This window comes from Leptospirales bacterium (assembly GCA_019694655.1).
Lineage (GTDB): Bacteria > Spirochaetota > Leptospiria > Leptospirales > Leptonemataceae > SSF53.
Genome location: JAIBBN010000023.1, coordinates 1 through 17,869 on the forward strand (window position 1 = coordinate 1; position 17,869 = coordinate 17,869).

Annotated in this window: 14 protein-coding genes; 6 read left to right on the top strand and 8 right to left on the bottom strand. The window is 59.3% G+C overall.

What is annotated here, in order from left to right; genetic code table 11:
• Positions 1-356, top strand: a 356-nt coding sequence (locus K1X75_17565) for a hypothetical protein (protein MBX7059875.1), incomplete at its 5' end; no start/stop codon positions are given.
• Positions 357-405: 49 nt separating this feature from the next.
• Here the strand turns inward: K1X75_17565 and K1X75_17570 are convergent.
• The gene (locus K1X75_17570; GenBank protein MBX7059876.1) at positions 406-1,566 is read right to left on the bottom strand and encodes an ion transporter; all 1,161 of its coding nucleotides are present in this window, start codon (positions 1,564-1,566) and stop codon (positions 406-408) included.
• 2 nt (positions 1,567-1,568) lie between these two features.
• Positions 1,569-2,510, bottom strand: coding sequence for a hypothetical protein (locus K1X75_17575; GenBank protein ID MBX7059877.1), 942 nt, complete (start codon positions 2,508-2,510; stop codon positions 1,569-1,571).
• Between the two features lie 91 nt (positions 2,511-2,601).
• On the opposite strand from K1X75_17575, the gene K1X75_17580 reads away from it, so the two are divergent.
• The 4 genes from K1X75_17580 to K1X75_17595 are packed head-to-tail and all read left to right on the top strand — an operon-like array spanning position 2,602 to position 10,038.
• Positions 2,602-4,803 carry a bifunctional alpha,alpha-trehalose-phosphate synthase (UDP-forming)/trehalose-phosphatase gene (locus tag K1X75_17580; GenBank protein MBX7059878.1) on the top strand — a complete coding sequence of 734 codons (2,202 nt, stop codon included), beginning with the start codon at positions 2,602-2,604 and terminating at the stop codon, positions 4,801-4,803.
• A gap of 2 nt (positions 4,804-4,805) precedes the next feature.
• Complete coding sequence (locus K1X75_17585; GenBank protein ID MBX7059879.1) at positions 4,806-6,584, top strand: glycoside hydrolase family 15 protein; 1,779 nt, start codon at positions 4,806-4,808, stop codon at positions 6,582-6,584.
• Between the two features lie 41 nt (positions 6,585-6,625).
• Entirely contained in the window at positions 6,626-8,014 is a 1,389-nt protein-coding gene (locus K1X75_17590; protein ID MBX7059880.1) for a hypothetical protein, read from the top strand.
• On the top strand, positions 8,011-10,038 hold the full coding sequence (locus K1X75_17595) for a SpoIIE family protein phosphatase (GenBank protein ID MBX7059881.1): 2,028 nt from the start codon (positions 8,011-8,013) through the stop codon (positions 10,036-10,038). The genes K1X75_17590 and K1X75_17595 overlap by 4 nt, the downstream gene beginning before the upstream one ends.
• Here K1X75_17595 and K1X75_17600 read toward each other — a convergent pair.
• The 3 genes from K1X75_17600 to K1X75_17610 form a co-directional block, all read right to left on the bottom strand.
• A complete protein-coding gene (locus K1X75_17600; GenBank protein MBX7059882.1) occupies positions 10,035-10,646 on the bottom strand; it encodes a hypothetical protein in 612 nt (203 codons plus the stop codon). The genes K1X75_17595 and K1X75_17600 overlap by 4 nt on opposite strands.
• 408 nt (positions 10,647-11,054) lie before the next feature.
• The gene (locus K1X75_17605) at positions 11,055-11,429 is read right to left on the bottom strand and encodes a hypothetical protein (GenBank protein ID MBX7059883.1); all 375 of its coding nucleotides are present in this window, start codon (positions 11,427-11,429) and stop codon (positions 11,055-11,057) included.
• A gap of 78 nt (positions 11,430-11,507) precedes the next feature.
• The gene (locus K1X75_17610; protein MBX7059884.1) at positions 11,508-13,379 is read right to left on the bottom strand and encodes a PAS domain S-box protein; all 1,872 of its coding nucleotides are present in this window, start codon (positions 13,377-13,379) and stop codon (positions 11,508-11,510) included.
• Between the two features lie 63 nt (positions 13,380-13,442).
• Between K1X75_17610 and K1X75_17615 the strand changes: the two genes are divergently transcribed.
• The gene (locus K1X75_17615) at positions 13,443-14,159 is read left to right on the top strand and encodes an AhpC/TSA family protein (protein MBX7059885.1); all 717 of its coding nucleotides are present in this window, start codon (positions 13,443-13,445) and stop codon (positions 14,157-14,159) included.
• Positions 14,160-14,193: 34 nt separating this feature from the next.
• Here the strand turns inward: K1X75_17615 and K1X75_17620 are convergent, their stop codons facing one another.
• The 3 genes from K1X75_17620 to K1X75_17630 form a co-directional block, all read right to left on the bottom strand.
• A complete protein-coding gene (locus tag K1X75_17620) occupies positions 14,194-16,656 on the bottom strand; it encodes a methyltransferase domain-containing protein (GenBank protein MBX7059886.1) in 2,463 nt (820 codons plus the stop codon).
• A gap of 236 nt (positions 16,657-16,892) precedes the next feature.
• Positions 16,893-17,234 carry a YnfA family protein gene (locus K1X75_17625; protein ID MBX7059887.1) on the bottom strand — a complete coding sequence of 114 codons (342 nt, stop codon included), beginning with the start codon at positions 17,232-17,234 and terminating at the stop codon, positions 16,893-16,895.
• A 22-nt stretch (positions 17,235-17,256) separates the two neighbouring features.
• Positions 17,257-17,835: a hypothetical protein gene (locus K1X75_17630; protein ID MBX7059888.1), complete on the bottom strand. Its 579-nt coding sequence runs from the start codon at positions 17,833-17,835 to the stop codon at positions 17,257-17,259.
• Between the last annotated feature and the right edge of the window lie 34 nt (positions 17,836-17,869).

Genomic DNA, 17,869 nt, shown 5'->3' on the forward strand with positions numbered 1-17,869 from the left:
AGCGACGATTTCCGCACATGCCGGGCGTACGTGACGCGTGGTTTGTGGGCCTCACGCCGCAGAATGTTGCCGTCGTCTGGCTTGGTCAGGATGAGGGAGCGCCTTTTCAGGGTTCCGGTGCGCAGACTGCCAGCGTCTGGGCCGATTATGCCCAGGCCTCGCTGCGCGGCCGTATTGAGGGCGCCTTTCCCGAGGTCGAGATTGAGGATGAACCTATCGATGACCCGCAGCCCGAAATCGATCCGGCGCCGGAGCTGCCCGCAGCGCAGCCGCCTGCCGAGAGCAGCCCTCCGCCAACTGGCGCAGCGCCAGCGCCCGCCGCCGAAAACAATACGCCGCCGGCCAGCGGTCCCTGAGCTGAGCTGAGCTGCCTGCGTCGCCGTCCAGGCCAATGGCAGGCGTCGGCTAGAGGACGTCGTTGAGCGAGATCGAGGCGGAAGCGCCGCCGCCTGATTTGCGCCGGCGGTATTCGCGGATCTGGTTCTTGATAGCCAGCCAACGGCTATTGTACGCCCGGGCCAGTTCAAAGACCTCCTCCTGCTGGTCGCCGCGCGGCAGGCGCACCTCAAGGTTGTAGTCCCACTCGCGCAATCCTTTGTTCATCACAAAGATTGGATCAGCTACGGTCTGCGCAAATTCTCGGGAGTAGAGCAGCATGTTGGCGCCTACCAGCGCCAGTATAGCCGCCAGGATAAAGAGATTCAGCCGTGCATGCTCCATGTCTGCGGAACGGTAAGAAATCTGGGCCATATAGCCGGTTACTCCAACCGGCTGCCATTCTCCCGACTGGTGTGAATTCCAGAGCAGCTCCTGGTATTCTGGATGCTGGTAGACGATATTCTGGCTGGCGTCCCGCAGACGGATGACATCGCTCATCGCCGGGCTGCTGGCCAGGAATTCCGCGATCCAGAGCATATCCGGAGCGCCTTGACCGCGCGGCCGCGTGCTTTTCAGTGCAGCCGCCAGCGAATTCAGACAGCGTTCGACGTGCGGTCCGCGATCGCCGACGTGAAGAAAAGGAACGAATTGCGCAATGAATAGCGCCACAACCAGCGTGGCTACGCCAGTTGTGGCAATGGTCGCCACGTGACGGTTGGTCATCGCCGATTCCGTATTCTGGATTTTTCCCAGCAGCTTGATGACCCGGATCAATCGCAAGATACGAGTGACGCGCACCGCCTTAGCAGTCTTCAAAATTGACAGAAAGGCCAGCAGACCGCCGGCTGAGGCATCGCTGAATAGAATCAGATAGAGCGCCGGGCCTGACACCAGCAGCAGCAGCGGCAACGAGCTGATAAAATCAATCCAGCCGCGCTGATCGCGGATGTAGCGCCAGAACTGTCCGTGACGGGCGCTGACAGCGCTACGACCCAGAAACTCAATGGAAAACAGAAAATCAAAGCTGAAAGCGGCAATCGTCAGGTAGACGTTGCTGCGGTGCGACCACGAGTATACGATGGCCAGTTCTTCGACAATGATCAGTCCTATGACGAGGACGATCAATAGCAAGATGAAATACTCGATCGGTCGTGGAAAGTGATCGGTCGCAGCGCGCTTCGTTTGCATAACTACCAGCCTTCCTCTCCGGCAATCAAATAGAGATCCTCTAGAAATCGACTATCCAGGCCGGTGTTGCGCGCAATGCGCCGGTGAATGCTGAACCACGATTTATCGGGCGTCTCCGCGCCGCGGTCCTGCGCTGCCGGCTCTTTGCGCAGGTCCTGGGCTCGCGCCATCAGGATCGCCACCACGCGAGCAGAAGCGCTGAGCTCCGGGTTGTCGGCTGTCGGCAGAAAGCTGCCAATTGCCGGAAGCAACACCGCATCGGGCGCATAGCCGACAGCCTCGCGAAAGGATTCCATCGCCGCCTGCTGGGCCTTGCCAATCTCGCGCTGATTGCGTGCATGATCGGCTATAGCTGTATCGTGCAGGGGCGGGCGATCGAATTTGATGAAGAACAACGGACGAAATAGCGCAACCAACTTGAAGTATTCGCCCAGATACCCGGCTTCAATGCCCACTCGATCGCGCCGCGTCAGTTCAAAGTGAATCGTGCGGCGATGGGCTTCGATGGCTTTGCCGTAGCGATCGAAAATCGGACTCTCCATGGCGTCGAGGCTTTGCGCAATTTGCATGCGCACCCTGCGATCCTGGAGTTGAGACTCGTAGTATTCGCGAAGCTGGCCGAGGTCCACGCCGATCCCGCCGTGATCTTTGAGCGCTTCACGGACTGCTGGATGGATGGCGCGATCCACAGCGCCTGCCAGCCGCGGACGCAGCTCAACGTCCAGTGCGTGGCTGAGTTCGGAGAGCAATAGCGTCATCGCTTTCTCCCACGAAGAGCCAGGAAAATATTCCGGCCTGGCAAAGGCCTCGCGCAGCCCGGCCTGGTTGGTTTTGACAAAATTGAGGATGGCTGTCTCGCGCTCGGAGAGCGGCGCGCTGCGGATTGCCGGATTGGACCAGAGGCGCTCGACAAACTCGCGCATTTTTTGCTGTTCCGCGGTCATGAGCGCACCCCCGGAGCATGACGCCCAGCGCAGCGGCAGGCAGCAAACACATTCCTTGACTGATCTCGCTCTTCCTTCAGCTTGAACCCCAGTGCGCTATTTGATCGTATCAAATCGTTTGCCATTCTCCATTCAGCGCGCCGGCGCAGAATTCCGGCTTACTCCCAGCGTCGGCGGATTGGCCACGGGAATTCGCGCATTTCTTGCCGGTCGGCCAGAGGCCGGCCGGCTCTGGATCGGCTGGCCCGGTCTGGAATTGGATGGCGAGAACCAGCTGCGCTTTGACGCCTTGCTGCGTCGGGAGCACGATGCGGCGCCGGTCTTCTTGACCGAGGCTCAGATGCGCGATTTCTATCATGGCTTCTGCAATTCCACTTTGTGGGCGCTGTTCCACTACTTTCCCAGCTACGCAGTCTATGACGCTGAATTCTATGAAGAGTACCGTCGGGTAAACCAGATCTATGCCGAGGCCATTCTGGCCGAGCTTGGCGAAGATGATCTATTGTGGATCCATGACTACCAGCTGATGCTGGTTCCGGGGATGATCCGGCAGCGTCGACCGGCGGCGCGCATCGGCTTTTTTCTACACATTCCCTTTCCGGAGTTTGAACTTTTTCGTCTGCTGCCTCGACAATGGCGCAGCGATCTGATCAGCGGCGTGCTGGGCGCCGATCTGATTGGCTTTCATACGCACGACTACGCTCGCTACTTCTTACGCTCCGCTTTGCGAATTCTGGGCGTGGAAAGCGAGGCCGGCAGGCTGCTGTATGGCGATCGGGCGGTCAAGGTCGACGCCTTCCCGATGGGCATTGATTTTGAGCGCTTTTTTCATTCGGATCGTTCGTCTGATAGCCTGCGCGAGGAGCAGCGCCTGTCTGAGGCGCGCGCCGACCGCCGCTGGATCCTTTCCATTGATCGACTGGACTATTCCAAGGGGATTGCCCACCGCCTGCGCGCTTTTGAGCGCTTTCTGCAAGAACGCAGCGACTGGATCGGACGCGTTTCCTTGATCGTTGTAGTGGTTCCTTCGCGCGTGGAGGTGGATCAGTACCAGCTCTTGAAAAGCGAGATCGACGAACTGGTGGGCGCGATCAATGGCCGCTTTTCTCGACCGGATTGGACGCCCATTACATATTTATTTAAGACATATGATTTCGATATGCTTACGGCGCTCTACCGTCAGGCCGACGTGGCATTGATCACGCCGCTGCGCGACGGTATGAATCTGATCGCCAAGGAATACGTGGCTGCTCGGGCCGACGGGGCTGGCGTACTGGCGCTCAGCGAAATGGCTGGCGCCGCTCAGGAGTTGGGCGAGGCGTTGCTGGTGAATCCCAATGATATTGTCGGCATGGCCCAGACCATCGCCGACGCTCTGGAAATGCCCCTCGATGAGCAGCGTGCGCGTATGCGTCGCATGCAGTCGCGGATTCGAAGATATGATGTCTTCCGCTGGGCGGATGAATTTATGAGTGCGCTGGAGGCCTGGCAGGGCGAACAGCGGCAGCTGGAAATTCGTCCGCTGCGCGGCGCGGCCCGGCATTCGCTGCTGCAGGCATGGCGCGGCGCACGGCGGCGCCTGCTCCTGACGGACTACGACGGCACTCTGGCCCCCTTCCATTCCATGCCAGAGCTCGCCCATCCCTCCGAAGAGATCCGAAGCTTGCTTTTGCAAATCGCCCAACAGTGTCAGCTGGTCATCATCAGCGGTCGCGACCGCGAAACGCTGCAACGCTGGCTGGGCGATCTGCCGCTGACATTGATTGCCGAGCACGGCGCTGCGACGCGCTTGCAAGGCGAGGAGTGGCGCGAGCTGCAGATGGCCGGCGCCGACTGGAAGTCGGTGGTGCGTCCAGTCTTTGACCTGGCCGCGGACCGCACCCCGGGCGCCTTTGTTGAAGAGAAAGAATTCTCGCTGGTCTGGCACTTTCGCAATGCCGATCTGGAGGCGGCGCGGGCCCGGGAACAGGAATTGCTCGATACGCTCACGGCGCTCACCGCCAATCTCGAGGTGCAAATCCTGCGCGGCAATCGCATTGTGGAGGCCAGAATGCTGGGCGCCAACAAGGGCGCGGCAGCGCTGAGGATGATGGCCCGCGAGGACTATGATTGGATTCTTGCGATCGGCGATGATGCCACCGACGAGGACATGTTCCAGTCGCTGCCGCCCGAGTGCTGGACGGTTCGCGTTGGACTGCACGCCACGCGGGCGCGCTTCAATCTCGATTCGCAGTCGGACGTGCCGCCCTTTTTCAGCGAGCTGGCGGCCGCTGCTCAAGGAGCGTGGATTTGACCATGAGCTTACGTGATCTCGGCATCGTCGGCAATTGTCAGTTCAATGCGCTGATAGATTCCAGCGGGGCGGTACAGTGGCTCTGCTTTCCGCGATTCGATTCCAGTTTTGTCTTTGGCGGGCTCGTGGACGGCCAGTGTGGCGGGCATTTTCAGATTGAGGGCGCAGAGCCAGGCGGCGCGCCGGCGCCGCCCGGCCGATTGGATTACTTACGAAACACAAACATATTGCGCAACATCGTGGAGTCGCGCAGTGGTTGCTTCGAAATTCTGGACTTCGCTCCGCGCTTCATTCAAAACGAACGCTCTTATCGCCCAACGATGTTGATTCGCATTGTGCGCCCGCTTGCCGGCCGGCCGCTCTTGCGCGTGCGCTGCCAGCCTGTCTACGACTATGGCGAGGTAAGACTGCAGGCCGAGGTAGGCAGCCATCACATTGAATATTCCGGGGCCAGCGGCCGGCTGCGTTTGACCACCAATCATTCGCTGGAGTATCTTCAGTCCGGCGCGCTCTTTGCTCTGGAGGGACCGGTCTATTTTGCCCTGGCATGGGGACCGCCGCTGGAGGGGCCGCTGGAGGAAAGCTGCGAGAATTTCTTTCAGCGCACGAGGCTCTACTGGCGCACCTGGGTAAAGCACACCACGCTACCCGCGGAATACCAACGCGAGGTCATTCGCTCAGCGCTGATTTTGAAGCTGCACCAGTTTGAAGATACAGGCGCGATCATTGCGGCGACAACGACCAGCATCCCCGAAGCGCCGGGCTCGGCGCGTAACTGGGACTATCGTTATTGCTGGGTGCGCGACGCCGCGCTGGCCATACGCGCTTTTCGTATGCTCGGTCATTTCGAAGAGATGGAGGGCTTTGCCAACTTCATGCGCGATCGCGCCGGGGCCGATGGCGGACGTCTGCAGCCGCTCTACAGCGTGGCCGGCGAAAACGCTCTTACCGAGCGCGAGCTCCCATTGCTGGGCGGCTATTTGAAGCACCTTCCGGTGCGCGTAGGCAACGACGCCTGGCGTCAGATACAGAATGATGTCTACGGCGAAATGGCCCTGGCGCTCACCCCGCTTTATACGGATGAACGATTTCAGGCCGATGTTGGGCCCGATCTCTCCATCCTCAACGAGCTTTGCGAGCAAATCCAGCGCACGATCGGCGACTCGGACGCCGGCATCTGGGAATACCGCAGCATCAGCAAACGCAATGCCTTCACTCTGTTGATGCACTGGGTTGGCGCCACGCGCATCGCCGCTATTGCTGAAATGAGCGGCGAGCAGGGACTGATGCTGCGAGCCCGTCACCTGGCGGCGGAGGCAGGTCTGGCGCTGCAGGAGGAGTACTGGAACGAGCAGCTGGGCGCCTATGTTATGTGGCCCAACAGCGCCATGCTTGACGCTTCGCTCCTGATGATGGTCAACCTTGGTTTTTTGCAGAGCGATGATCCGCGAGCGCGCCGCCATGTGGAGGCCATTGGCAGCGGCCTGGAGGCGCCCGGCGGCTTGCTCTATCGCTATCTGACGCCGGATGACTTTGGCCAGCCGGAGACGGCGTTTCTGATCTGCGCCTTCTGGTTGGCGGAAGCGCGCTGCCGCGTTGGCCTGCAACAAAAGGGGCGGGAGCTTTTCCAACGGTTGCTGGGTTGCGCCAATCCGCTGGGTCTTTTCAGCGAGGATTTTGATGCTCGTGATGCTTCGCTCTGGGGAAATTTTCCGCAGGCCTACTCGCACGTTGGCCTGATCAATGCCGCCTTCCTGCTATCCGGGCCGCATCCGGTTTGATTTCCACTTGGCGTGGCGGCGCGCCACGGCGTCGATGTGCGATGCCTGCAGAGCTGGAACAGATGCTGCGCATCCTGCGCGCCGGCCCCCTGCTGGAGTGCGAGTCGCCGTGGCTTCGCGACCATCCGCAGCAGTGCCGCGAGATCTTTGGAGTAGAGACTTCTGAACTTCGCTTCTGTCTGGAGCGCGATGGACGCCAGATCGCCGATGGGCCGCTGCAAGCAGGCGCCTCGCTGCGCGCCGATCTAAGCGCCGAACCGCACGGCGCCCTACAATTGACGCTCTATGCTTCGCGCTCCGAGGGCCGACGCGTTCTGTGGCGTCAGCAGATTTACGTGCAGCCATCCTTGCAGCGCAGTCCGGCGGCGATTGACGCCCTGGCTCGCCGTCATGCTCCAGTCTTCCTGTGCAGCGCAAAGGAACAGTATTTTCCTGTGGCGCTTGGCGATCTGTTCGAAAGCGAGCCGCTGCGCGAAGGCGCCAATACTGTTCGCGTACAAAGCATATTTGGCGAGCGACAAATCGCTGCGCCGCTACTGGACGACTTCCTTCGTTACAATGGCCACCAGGACTATCTGCTCGATCAGTCGTTTTTCGACTTTGGTCGATCGTCCTTCAAGGACGTGCATGGCGAAGCGCGGCGTTCGGTTGTTTACTACTCCTACATGGAAGAGGGCGACCGATTCTTTTTACACTACCATACCTTCTACGCCTTCGATCCCAAAACCGGCATAGCCCGCCTGCTCAATGTTGGGCCGCATATTTTCGATCGCGAAAGCATGACATTGTGCTTTGATGCCAGCGAAAAGCTGCTATCGATTACGCTCTCCGGTCATCTGGAAGGACAACCGATTCTCTTTCTGGAAAAATTGAAAATCTGGAATACGGGACGCGTGCGCATCGATCTGCCGGATAGTAATATGCCGCAGATTCACGGCCATTTCAGCGCAGCCGTGGCGGAGGGTTCGCATGCTATCTATCCCTGCGCCGGCCTCTATCATATTTCCGCGCTGACCGAGCTGGCCGGACATATCATCCAGCGACTGTTGCCACTGGCCGGTCTTGGCGAAGAGCAGGGCGAAGAACTTGTGAACCATCAAGTATTACTGCCGCCGGATCTGCAGTCGGATCGGTTCAGTAGCTACGAATTGCGTCCCTTGCGTTTGGATCTTCTGCGCAGCGATCCTTTGCCGCCGCAGACTTACTATGATCCGGCAACGGCGACGCTTTGCTTCAGCGGCTACTGGGTAGACGTACCGGGATTTCACAATGAACGTTTCCCGCCCTTTTCCAGTCGCGAGCAGCGACCGGGCGAATGGTGCGATCAGGCCTATCGCTGGGATTGGTCCGATCTGCCGGCTTCGATCCTGCAACACAACAGGGCGCTGGCGCAGTCTATCAGTGAAGCCAGTCGGAAGGCCGGCCCGTGAAACTCGAACGATCCGGCGGTCGCGCTCCATCGGATAATCGATGGCCATGGCGAAATCGCCGCAAGTCCTCGGGCCTGACTGCTCGCATGCTGCTGCCGTTCTTGCTGCTTACTTGCCAGCTCTGGCGCTGCCAGCCACAGATGGCGGCAGAGTCGCCAGTCCCCGTGCGTACGCTGGAACTTTCTGCTCTGAACGAACGGCATGAAATCAATGCCGGCGAGGCGCAAGTACTGATCGATCCGGGGGCGACGCTCAGCGCCGACGATGCTGCGTCGAGTCCCGCCTGGCAAGACTGGCCCAGGCCCGCCGTCAATCTAGGATTGACCTCGGCGGCGGTATGGGTCCGTTTGCGCGTCGCTCATCACGGCAATGCGCCGCTTACGCGCTTACTGCTGGCGGAGAACGCCCGTCTCTGGGAACTGGAACTCTATCGCGTGGATCACAATCGTACGGCAATGCTGGCTCGCAGCGGCGCCAGCCAGGACGCCGCTACTGTTTCGCTGGCTTTCCCCTATTATGCATTTCCGCTTACGCTCCAGCCTCAGGAAAGCATAGAGCTTCTGCTTCGTGCGCAACATCGAACTACGCTGCAATTGCCGCTGGCTATTGTACCACAATCAGCGCTCCTCGACGGCGGCCGCGCTTTTGCGTGGGGCTATGGTCTGATTTTTGGGGCTCTGGCAGCGCTGGCCCTCTATCACCTGTTCATTTACCTTGCTGTGCGCGATCGTAACAGCATTTTGTATGTACTGATTGTTGTATTTATGATATTATTTACGGCTGGCTTTGCCGGCCTGACCCAGCGCTGGCTGTTCCTGGGCCAGGCAGACCTGGATAGCAGATTTTTGCCGGCCATTGGCGCCCTTGGTCTGGCCCTGGTGGCATTTTTTACCGCCGACTATTTTCACGCCGCTTCGGCGCTGCCGCTTGGCGCGCGGCTATTGCACTGGATCATTGCCGGCCTGCTGCTGGCAGCAGTACTGTCAATGGCCGGCTGGGTGCGTGCGGCTACGGGCCTGGCCATAGTATGCTCCTTTGTTCTGGCGCCAGCCTCGATCTGGATTGCTCTGACGCGCATGCGTCGCGGCTTTCGGCCGGCCCGGCCTTATCTGATTGCCTGGGGCGTATTTTTCCTGGCCACGACGCTGCATGGAGTTATGCAACTGGGCGGATTCACCTTGCTCTTCTGGCTGCAGCATGGTCTGGCAATTGGCGCCGTTGTCAGCGCCGCCCTGCTGTCGCTGGGCGTTGGTTCGCGGCTGCGTTCGCAGGAGCTGGAGCGCGCCGAAATCAGCGCCGAGCTATCTCTTGCACGCGAGATTCAGCTGGCGCTTTTGCCGGTGCAACTTCCAGATCAGGAACTGTTGGCCGTTGCGTATCATTATGAGCCAATGCATTTGATTGGCGGCGACCTGGTCGATGTTCATTTGCGCGGCGATCGAGCATTGTTCATTGTTGCCGATGTCTCCGGGCATGGCGTACCGGCGGCTTTGCTTTCCACGGCGATCAAGGCAGCGCTGCCCCCCTGCTATGAGCTGGCAGCCGATCCGGCGGCGCTATTGACGCGCCTGCATCGCGGCGTTCTGGACCGCATGGCCGGACGTCATTTTACGGCCTGTGTGGCCAGTTTCAGCGTCCAGGATGGGGCGCTCACGGTCGCGGCCGCCGGCGCGCCGCCGCCAATGTTGCTCAGTCGTGACGGAGACGTTGTAGAACTGGAAGCTCTCGGTCCGGTAATCCATCCGCAAATCGATCCAATCTGGGAGAACCAGCGGTTCCAGCTGCAATCCGGAGATCGAATTCTGATGTATACCGATGGCGTCGTAGAGGCGGAAAACGAGTATGGCGATCGCTTCAGAGAAGAGCGACTGGTTTCGCTGCTGGAGCGCTGCGGAGCGCTGAGCCCGGACCAGGTATGCGAACGTATCCTGCGCGAGCTGCGGCACTTTGTTGGCTTTGAGCGCGGTTTGCAGGATGACGTGACTCTGATGTGCTTCGAGCGACGTCGAACATCGCTGGACTAGTTGGCTGGACAAGCGTTGGAAAAATCCACCACGCAAACGGGAGAATAGCGGCTGTGTTCAGCGCAAGCCGCGCCGGTGAAGCGGAATTCTTGATTGAACATATTGGCGCGGTGGCCCCGTTCAGGCACCCCATCATCTATCAAGAACTGCAGCGCAATTGCCAGTCCGCCATCGTCGCCAAAAAGAATGCCATAGCTGATGTTTTCAGCCAGAGCGCTGGCGCGCACGCCTTCCCGCATCATACGATCAAAGGGCGAACTGCCATCGGAACCCTCGTGGCCAAGGGCGCCGCTGCTGGATTGATCGCGAGCATGTCTCGTTGCCGACCGTTCCAGCGCCGGGCATCGTTGCAAAGGGGGCGCCGTTGCTTGCTGGCCGACAAAATCCAAAGCCTCCTGCACTGCGCTGGCCCCCTCATGCATTTGGATGCGACGTGTCCCGACGGTAAGAATGTTTCCGTCAAAGGCGCTCAGCAAGTTGCGCAGAGCCGATGAAATGGACCGCGGGTTAGTTCTCAGTGTGTTGCTGCGCGTTACAATGTCGCTGGAAATTTGCTGCAGGTTGGGGCCCGCCCACAGACCCGGCGCCGCAATTGCAAAAAATAGCATGGTTGCCGCCGCTGACCAAGCCCGTCGCATGTCTGCAACGAACTCAATGCGCGGCGCCTGTCAAGTGAATCGCGCTGCCCGGAGGCCATTCCGGTTAATAAGTGCCGGACATCTGTTGCAAATGAGCAATGGCCTACACATGTCCGTCGCGGCGCGGGACCCTCGATGTGCAATTTTGCTCTGAAGATTTCTGATAGTCGCGCAACGAGCCAGTTCATTCAAGCAATTGGCGGCCTTCGAGCCTAAGCTTCGTTCCAGAGAAGCAAAAACCATGAACCTCAAAGCAGCCTTGCCAGAGCTGGACGATCGCTATCTGCGCCAGCTGCAGCGCGAATTTCCTGGCGTTTCACATTTTTGCGGATACGGAGCTGCCACATCCGATCTTTGCCGGCTTTGCACGCCATTTGCTCAATCGCAACTTGCGTCTGATTCGCGAGGGCCGGCGGAAGCCTCGTCAATATTCGCAGGGGGCCAGGTCGTCCGTCGCGTGAAAATGCGCAGCAGCTTCGCCGCTGACGGCGCGCCGTGCGCCTGACCGTTTTCGTCGCGATAGATGCGGCAGCAGTCAGCGGTAGGCGCGCCGCTGCCAGGCTCGACGTCTGCGCCATCAACAAGTATGCTTGGAGAGCCGAAGTTCATCGCATAGCCTGGCGCAGCCGGATCTTGCCGGCAATGTTCCAGGTATTCGATGGCAATGTTTGCCGCTGCTGCGGCAGATCGAATCGTCTGGCGCGCCTCTTCCAGGTGCGGACAATCTGCATCAAAGATCAGTTCCACTTTCATCTAAATACAAATCCGTTGTACATAGTTTGCTTCACTCATCGAAGCTGAGGCCGAGCGTGTGGCCGGCGCAAGCAATCCTTACATCGGCTCAAGACGCGGACCATTGACCCACCACATGCGTATCTCCCCGCGGTTCTTGATGGCAATAGAACCGCGCGCCTCGCCTTCAAAAGCATGCTGAACAAGTCGCCAGGTGTCTTCAGAAACATTGACTCTGCCAACTTCGCCGGCGGCCTCCAGGCGATTGGCCACGTTCACGGCATCGCCCCAGATATCGTAAGCGAACTTGTGCTCGCCGACAACGCCGGCAACAACCGGTCCAGAATGAAGGCCAACGCGGATTCGCCAGGGGGCCTTGCCAAAAAGGGTCCTGCGTCGCGCCTCCGCTTCGACATAGTCTTGCATATCCAGTGCAGCGCGTACCGCACTGGCGGCGCTGTTTTCACGAGGATGGGGGACCCCGCTCACGGCCATGTAGGCGTCGCCTATGGTCTTGATTTTCTCCAGGCCGTGGCGGGTCATGATGTGGTCGAAGGCCACAAAATAATCGTTCAATATGTGAACAATTTCCTCGGGCGACAGAGAACGGACGAGCGTTGTAAAGCCGGCAAAATCGGAAAAAAGGACCGTGGCGGCGCCGTAGCTTCTGGGCTCCGACCGACCGTGCAGTTTGAGTTCTTCGGCCGTATCGGCCGGCAGAATGTTTAGCAGCAGCTCCTGCGTTCGGTCCTTTTCGCGGGCCAGTTCAGCGGTCCTTTCGCGCACCTGCTTTTCCAGGTCTTCGACAAAAGCTTCTTGCAGGCGTATGATTTCCGCCTGCTTGGCATGTGCATCGCGCTCTGCCTCACGAAGCGGAGTAACGTCGCGACTCATGCTGATGATACCCAGCGGATTTCCCTGGTCATCAAAGAGCAGGTCCATCGACTGGAAGGCCTCAAAGTCCCGTTCCTCGCCCTCGACGATCAGTCGCCTGTGCTTCGTTTCTCCCGACCAGTGTCCCAGATCGCGCAGGCCGGCCACGATCGCCTGGCTGAGCTCGGCCGAAGGGCGCGCCAGCAGGTCCAGGTTTTGACCGGATATCTGAGCGGGGTCGCGACCATACAATCTTCCAGCCGCACGGTTGGCAAAGAGGATCGTACCGCTCAGGTCGGCCAGAACAATGGACTCCGAGCTTCCCTCTACAATCTGCCGGTACATCCGAAAATGCCGGGTGGCGTCGTCGCTCAAGGCGCTTTCCGCCTGGGCCGCGCCGCTATCGCTGCGAATATGCACAACAATTCCCAGCGGATGTCCTGTTGGATCAAACACCAGGACGCATCGCGTCGTGAGGCGCAGACCGCTTCGCGTTCTGGCGACAAGATCGGCGGACCCTATTTCAGATAATTTTGCCGGAAGATCGATGCCGGGGTCTTCGAAACTCAGGCAGTCATCAAGCGTTCCGCCGTCGGTGGCGCCGGCAAAGAATTCGCAGATTTCGTTTGCCGCCTGATTGGAGTAAAGCACGCGACCCTGAAGATCGGCGACCATCGCCGGTTCTGGAGTTGAAAGAGCAAATCGCTCAAGGAGCAGCGCCTTCATCTCCATCGTTTGCAGATCTTCCAGCTGCGGATGCCAGAAGATCAGCCACTGTCTGCGTCGCGCGTCCCAGGCGCCATGCAGGCGCGCCGGCAGCGCGCTTTGCCCATCGACTTGTGGAAAGCGGGCCTGAAGTTGGCCCCAGAGATCGGTGCGGTCCGGGGCCTGCAGCGCATAGCGAGCCTGATCCAGCTCCGCTTCAAGCACCAGGCCGCACTCCAGCAAATTGCCAGCATCTCCGCGCGCCGCCAGATAGGCCGATAGAGGACCGCCCGAAGAAACAATGACGCCCGATGGTTCGACAAAAGCAAAGGGCAGGCCAGGAAGGTCGCGTCGCAGCGAAAGTCTGATGGGCGATTCCGGGTCCTTATGCATATAGTGACTCAAGCACCTTATTTGACGCCCAGACCTTTGATTGGTGATACGGGAAACCTGTCCATGAACCTGCAATCTGAACTTTCCAAATTTGCCGAACAGCTACAACAGAACGCCCCGCCGGAGCGCATCAGACTTTTTGAGACCTTTGTTGGCGCGCTGCAGAAGTCCGGAATAACGACCCTTGGACCGAAGAAGGGCGAGCAGATTGGCGATTTTGAGGTCGCCAATGTCTACAGTCTGCCAGCCGGCCGATCGCTGGGCGAGCGTATTCCCAATTTTTCGCTGCGCGACCACATGGATCGTCTGGTGCGTCTTTCAGATTTCCTGAGCAAGGGGCCGGTGGTGCTCAGCTTCTATCGCGGAAACTGGTGTCCTGCCTGCAACATTGAACTGCGTGCGCTGCAGCACAACCTGCCGCGCTTCAAGGAAGCGGGCGCGCAGCTGGTTGCAATCAGCAATGAAAGTCCCGATCAAAGCATTACTACGGCGGAGAAGCTGCAGCTTGAATTTGCCGTGCTTTCCGACCCTGGCGGACGGGTGGCGCGTCAATTCAAGCTGCTCTATCAATCTCCCGGTCAGGAACGTTTCTTCTCAGATGTGAACATTGCCGCCCACAATGCGGACAGCGTGGCGCGCTTTGTGATTCCGGCGACCTATGTGATTGACCAGAACTATGTGGTTCGCTATGCCTTTGCCGATGCAAATTTCTTGCATCGCGCCGACATCGAAGAAGTGATTGCGGCGCTGCAATCTATCGCCGCCGGCGCGCCGCGCTGACTGCGAAGTCCGGGCGCCCGCGCAGCGCCCGTCGCTAGCAACAGCCATCTTCCGTACTGCAGCAAACGTAGCTTTGAAATTCGGCGTCTGGATCGAGGATGGCGAAGCTGGAAGCATAGGGCGCTCGCGAGAGCTTGGCCACGGTGTCGGTACAGATCTCGTAGGGTTCGCCGCGCAGGAACTGGTGGCCCTCTTCATCAACCAGCGCCTTCCCAGGTCCCAGGTAGACGGCCTTATGCCCGGCAAAAACACAGCCCGATTGCTTTTCAAATTTCCAGGCGCGCACTGTGACTGAGTAGAATGCGATGCCTTCGACAGTCTTCCAGTATTGCTTTGCCAGAAGTTCCAGTCCAAAGAAGCCGGCTCGCTCCAGCGTGGCATAGAGCTCGGGCTCGGTGAGCGCCCCGACCAGGCACTCGCCCCACAATTGCGGGTTCACTTTGAGATGAGCTGGAGCGTCAACCTCCGAAACGATATCGGAGAATACGATACGACCGTGATCGCGCAGCGTCTGCCACATGCCTTCAAAGACGCGCAGCTTGTCCGGCGAAAGATTGATCACACAATTTGACGTGATCAGGTCGACGCTGCGCGGCGGCAACGGAATCGATTCCAAAAACCCGCGCCGAAACTCAATATTGTCATAGCCCAGCGCCGCAGCCACCGTGGGTCGGTGTAGTTGAGCTACCTCCAGCATTTTGTCGGTCATATCGATGCCAATGGCGCGTCCCTGCGCGCCGGTCAGGCGCGAGGCGATAAATACATCGATGCCGGCGCCGGAACCCAGATCGACAATCGTCTCGCCCGGCTGAATGCCCGCTCGCGTGACCGGCGATCCACAGCCGTAAAATCGATCGATCACTTCTTTCGGAATGTGATCGATTACCGATGGATCGAAGCTGGTGGGGCAGCACAGTTCTGCCTGAGGAGTCGCGGCGGCAGCGCCATAAAACTCGCGCACTTTGGCCCGCGGCAGATCCACGTCAAAGGACAGGACGCAATTGGAATGTAGAGTAAGCACGCTCTTGTCCGCCAGACGCTCGTCAGCGGCGCCACAAGCTATAGCGCCGGCGCCCATGGCGTGCAGAATCAGAGGAGAGACATGACCGGAACGACGATTGACCCGATCACGCTTTTCGCGGCCAAGCTCGGTCATGGCATGGCGAATCAAGCTTCGAGTAAGCGGATAGTAGGGATCCTCGCCCAGAAAGGAGCCGCTGTAGAGATAGGCGTGCTCCAGATCGCCGCCGCCGGTCAGGAAGCGAAAGGGGTCGGCGGCAACTCCTGGCTGATGAATCAGGCTGCACTGTCGCAGCTCCTGACAGATCTGTGACGCGCTCCAGATCCGGGCGAGCTCCGTTTCCAGAACGCTGCCGCAGATCAGCGGATCAAGGCCCGCCAGAGCGGCCGAGGGAAAAACGCGGCCGTCCGCGCCGACGCAAATCGATTCCCATCCCTGGTTGCCCAGGTCATAGCGCACGTGTGGAACGCCGTTTACACGACGGCGCGCGGCCTCCAGATTGTCGAAGGCAATGCCAGCGCTCTGCGCCGCACGAATTACAGCAGGCAGTCGCTCTCCAATTCTGGCGGCTGCCGGAAAAAAGCCGTTCTGTGCAGCAAGCGCTCGACCGCGTCGCAAGGACCACATCAGATGAAAGCTGCTGGCGCCATGGCTGGCGACAATGGCCGGGATTTGCTCCAGCTCTGCAAGATTCTCCTCCGCCGCGACGCAGGTGGCCGATACGGAGAATCCCATAGCGCTGAAGCGTTGCATCCCGGAGAGCGCTTGCTGCAACGCGCCCGGGCCGCGCATGGCGTCGTTGACCGCCGCAGAGGCGCCATCGATTGAAATTTGAATCTTAAGGAGCTGTGTATCAAGCTCCTTAAGCCCGGCGACAATGGAGGGGCCCCATAGGCTGCCATTGGTCAGTACAATCGTTTCCAACTGCGCGTCGTGGGCGCGCCGCAGATGCTTCGTCAGATCTTTTCGTAGAAAGGGTTCGCCGCCAGTTATATAAAGACGCTCAATTCCAAGATGAATTGCGTTCTCAACCAGCGCATCAATGCGTTCCTCGGAAAGACCGCGGTCGCCGCCGGGGCCGGACTCCACCAGGCAGTGCTGGCAGCTCAGATTGCAGTTGTTGTTGATTTGCAGCCACAATTCGCGCAGCCTCTCCGGAGGCGCGCTGGCCAGGCGGCCGGCATAGGATGCGACGTCCGTTGGCCTCTGAGCGGCCATTTTTGAGCGCTCCAGACTTGCTGCAAAATCATGGGCTTCAATCATGGCCCGCGCCGGCTCGATGCCCTCGCTGGCAATTCGCAAACCGGCCAGTTGGCCCACGCTCAAGCCGGGCGTAGCAAGCAATGCCTGAATGGTTCGATGGCCAGCCTCTTCGACTACAATCCAGTTGGGCGCTTCCGGCGCCACGTAGTAGTGGAGGCCATCGTCGACAAAGTGGTAGACCGGGGCCATGAATAGCTTTGTACTACTTTCCACCTACAGACTCCGTATTGTCACTTGAGATGAATGGGCAAAAATCGCAGACCAAATGGCAGCGAAGCGCCGGTCAGCAATGATTTGGAAGGCGCCTGCGCACCACAGGTTACAGCATTTTTTCAGGACGGCAAATTGATGAATTCCTGCCAGCGTTCTGTCAACTCCACGGTCGGCAGAGTTATTCTTTCCGACCGTCCCATCGGTCGCAGTCGTAGTTCCAAATGAACTGGAAAGGATCAAGGAGTGCGCCCGCCGGCGCGCAAAATCAATATCCCGGCAAACACTGTTACGACGCCAATGAGATCCGTTGCTCGTATTTTTGCGCCGTCAACCATCCAGAACCAGATGAGCGACAGGACAACATAAACTCCGCCGTAGGCCGCATACACCCGGCCGGCGGGGGCCGGATGCAAGCTGAGCGACCAGGCGAATACAAACAGAGCGAGCGCAGCGCACGGGAGCATCCATGGCGACGCTGCCTTCCGCAGCCAGAGGTAAAGAAAATAGCAGCCCAGGATTTCAGCTGCAGCCGAAAACAGGAAGAGCAGCAGCGTTTTACCGAATTCGCCGGCATTCATGGCGGAAATTTGCGTCGTGGATTCAGCAGGCGCAGCTTTCATCCTTGCTATCGCCGCGATTTGCAGACCGACTCTTCCACCAGCTTCGACCAAAATACAATGCGATCACGCCTGCAGCGACTGCCATGTATGTTCCCTCGCCTGCGTTCCAGGCTGCCGGAAGCAGACCCCGTGCGACCAGTATGCCGCCCACAAGTGGAAACAGGCAGGCGAGGCACATTGCCCCCGCAGCGACCAGCATTTGCTTCCAACCGGGGCCGGTCGAAGGCTGCGGAGTCTGAGCGCTGGTGTTTGCCATGAACGCGCTGATCCACGCGGCTCTGCCCTCGGGAGTTGCGCGCAAAATCATGACGCTTCGCTGCGCTTCCTCTCGAACAAATATCTCTTCGATCCAGCTACAGCAACGCTGCTCCTGTCGTGCGAACTCACGCAGCGCTGAGATGTCCATCCCAGCTGGAAAGTAGAATTCTGTTCCCCCATCGACCTCCTGCAGGCCAATCAGTGAGCCGCGCAGGTGAGCGGCTTTGGCGAGGTGCGCTTTCCGCTCCTGCTCCGTGAGTGCAGTTAGATCGCAGGCCAGTTCTGAACTTTTTGTGGACATATGCCACCTCCTCAATTAGGTTTCACCTCAGGAT

Coding starts and splice junctions, on each gene's coding strand:
- K1X75_17610 (MBX7059884.1), bottom strand. CDS start 13,379: ATGCATAAGGACCCGGAATCGCCCATCAGACTTTCGCTGCGACGCGAC.
- K1X75_17600 (MBX7059882.1), bottom strand. CDS start 10,646: ATGCTATTTTTTGCAATTGCGGCGCCGGGTCTGTGGGCGGGCCCCAAC.
- K1X75_17625 (MBX7059887.1), bottom strand. CDS start 17,234: ATGAATGCCGGCGAATTCGGTAAAACGCTGCTGCTCTTCCTGTTTTCG.
- K1X75_17615 (MBX7059885.1), top strand. CDS start 13,443: ATGAACCTGCAATCTGAACTTTCCAAATTTGCCGAACAGCTACAACAG.
- K1X75_17590 (MBX7059880.1), top strand. CDS start 6,626: ATGCCTGCAGAGCTGGAACAGATGCTGCGCATCCTGCGCGCCGGCCCC.
- K1X75_17570 (MBX7059876.1), bottom strand. CDS start 1,566: ATGCAAACGAAGCGCGCTGCGACCGATCACTTTCCACGACCGATCGAG.
- K1X75_17630 (MBX7059888.1), bottom strand. CDS start 17,835: ATGTCCACAAAAAGTTCAGAACTGGCCTGCGATCTAACTGCACTCACG.
- K1X75_17605 (MBX7059883.1), bottom strand. CDS start 11,429: ATGAAAGTGGAACTGATCTTTGATGCAGATTGTCCGCACCTGGAAGAG.
- K1X75_17575 (MBX7059877.1), bottom strand. CDS start 2,510: ATGACCGCGGAACAGCAAAAAATGCGCGAGTTTGTCGAGCGCCTCTGG.
- K1X75_17585 (MBX7059879.1), top strand. CDS start 4,806: ATGAGCTTACGTGATCTCGGCATCGTCGGCAATTGTCAGTTCAATGCG.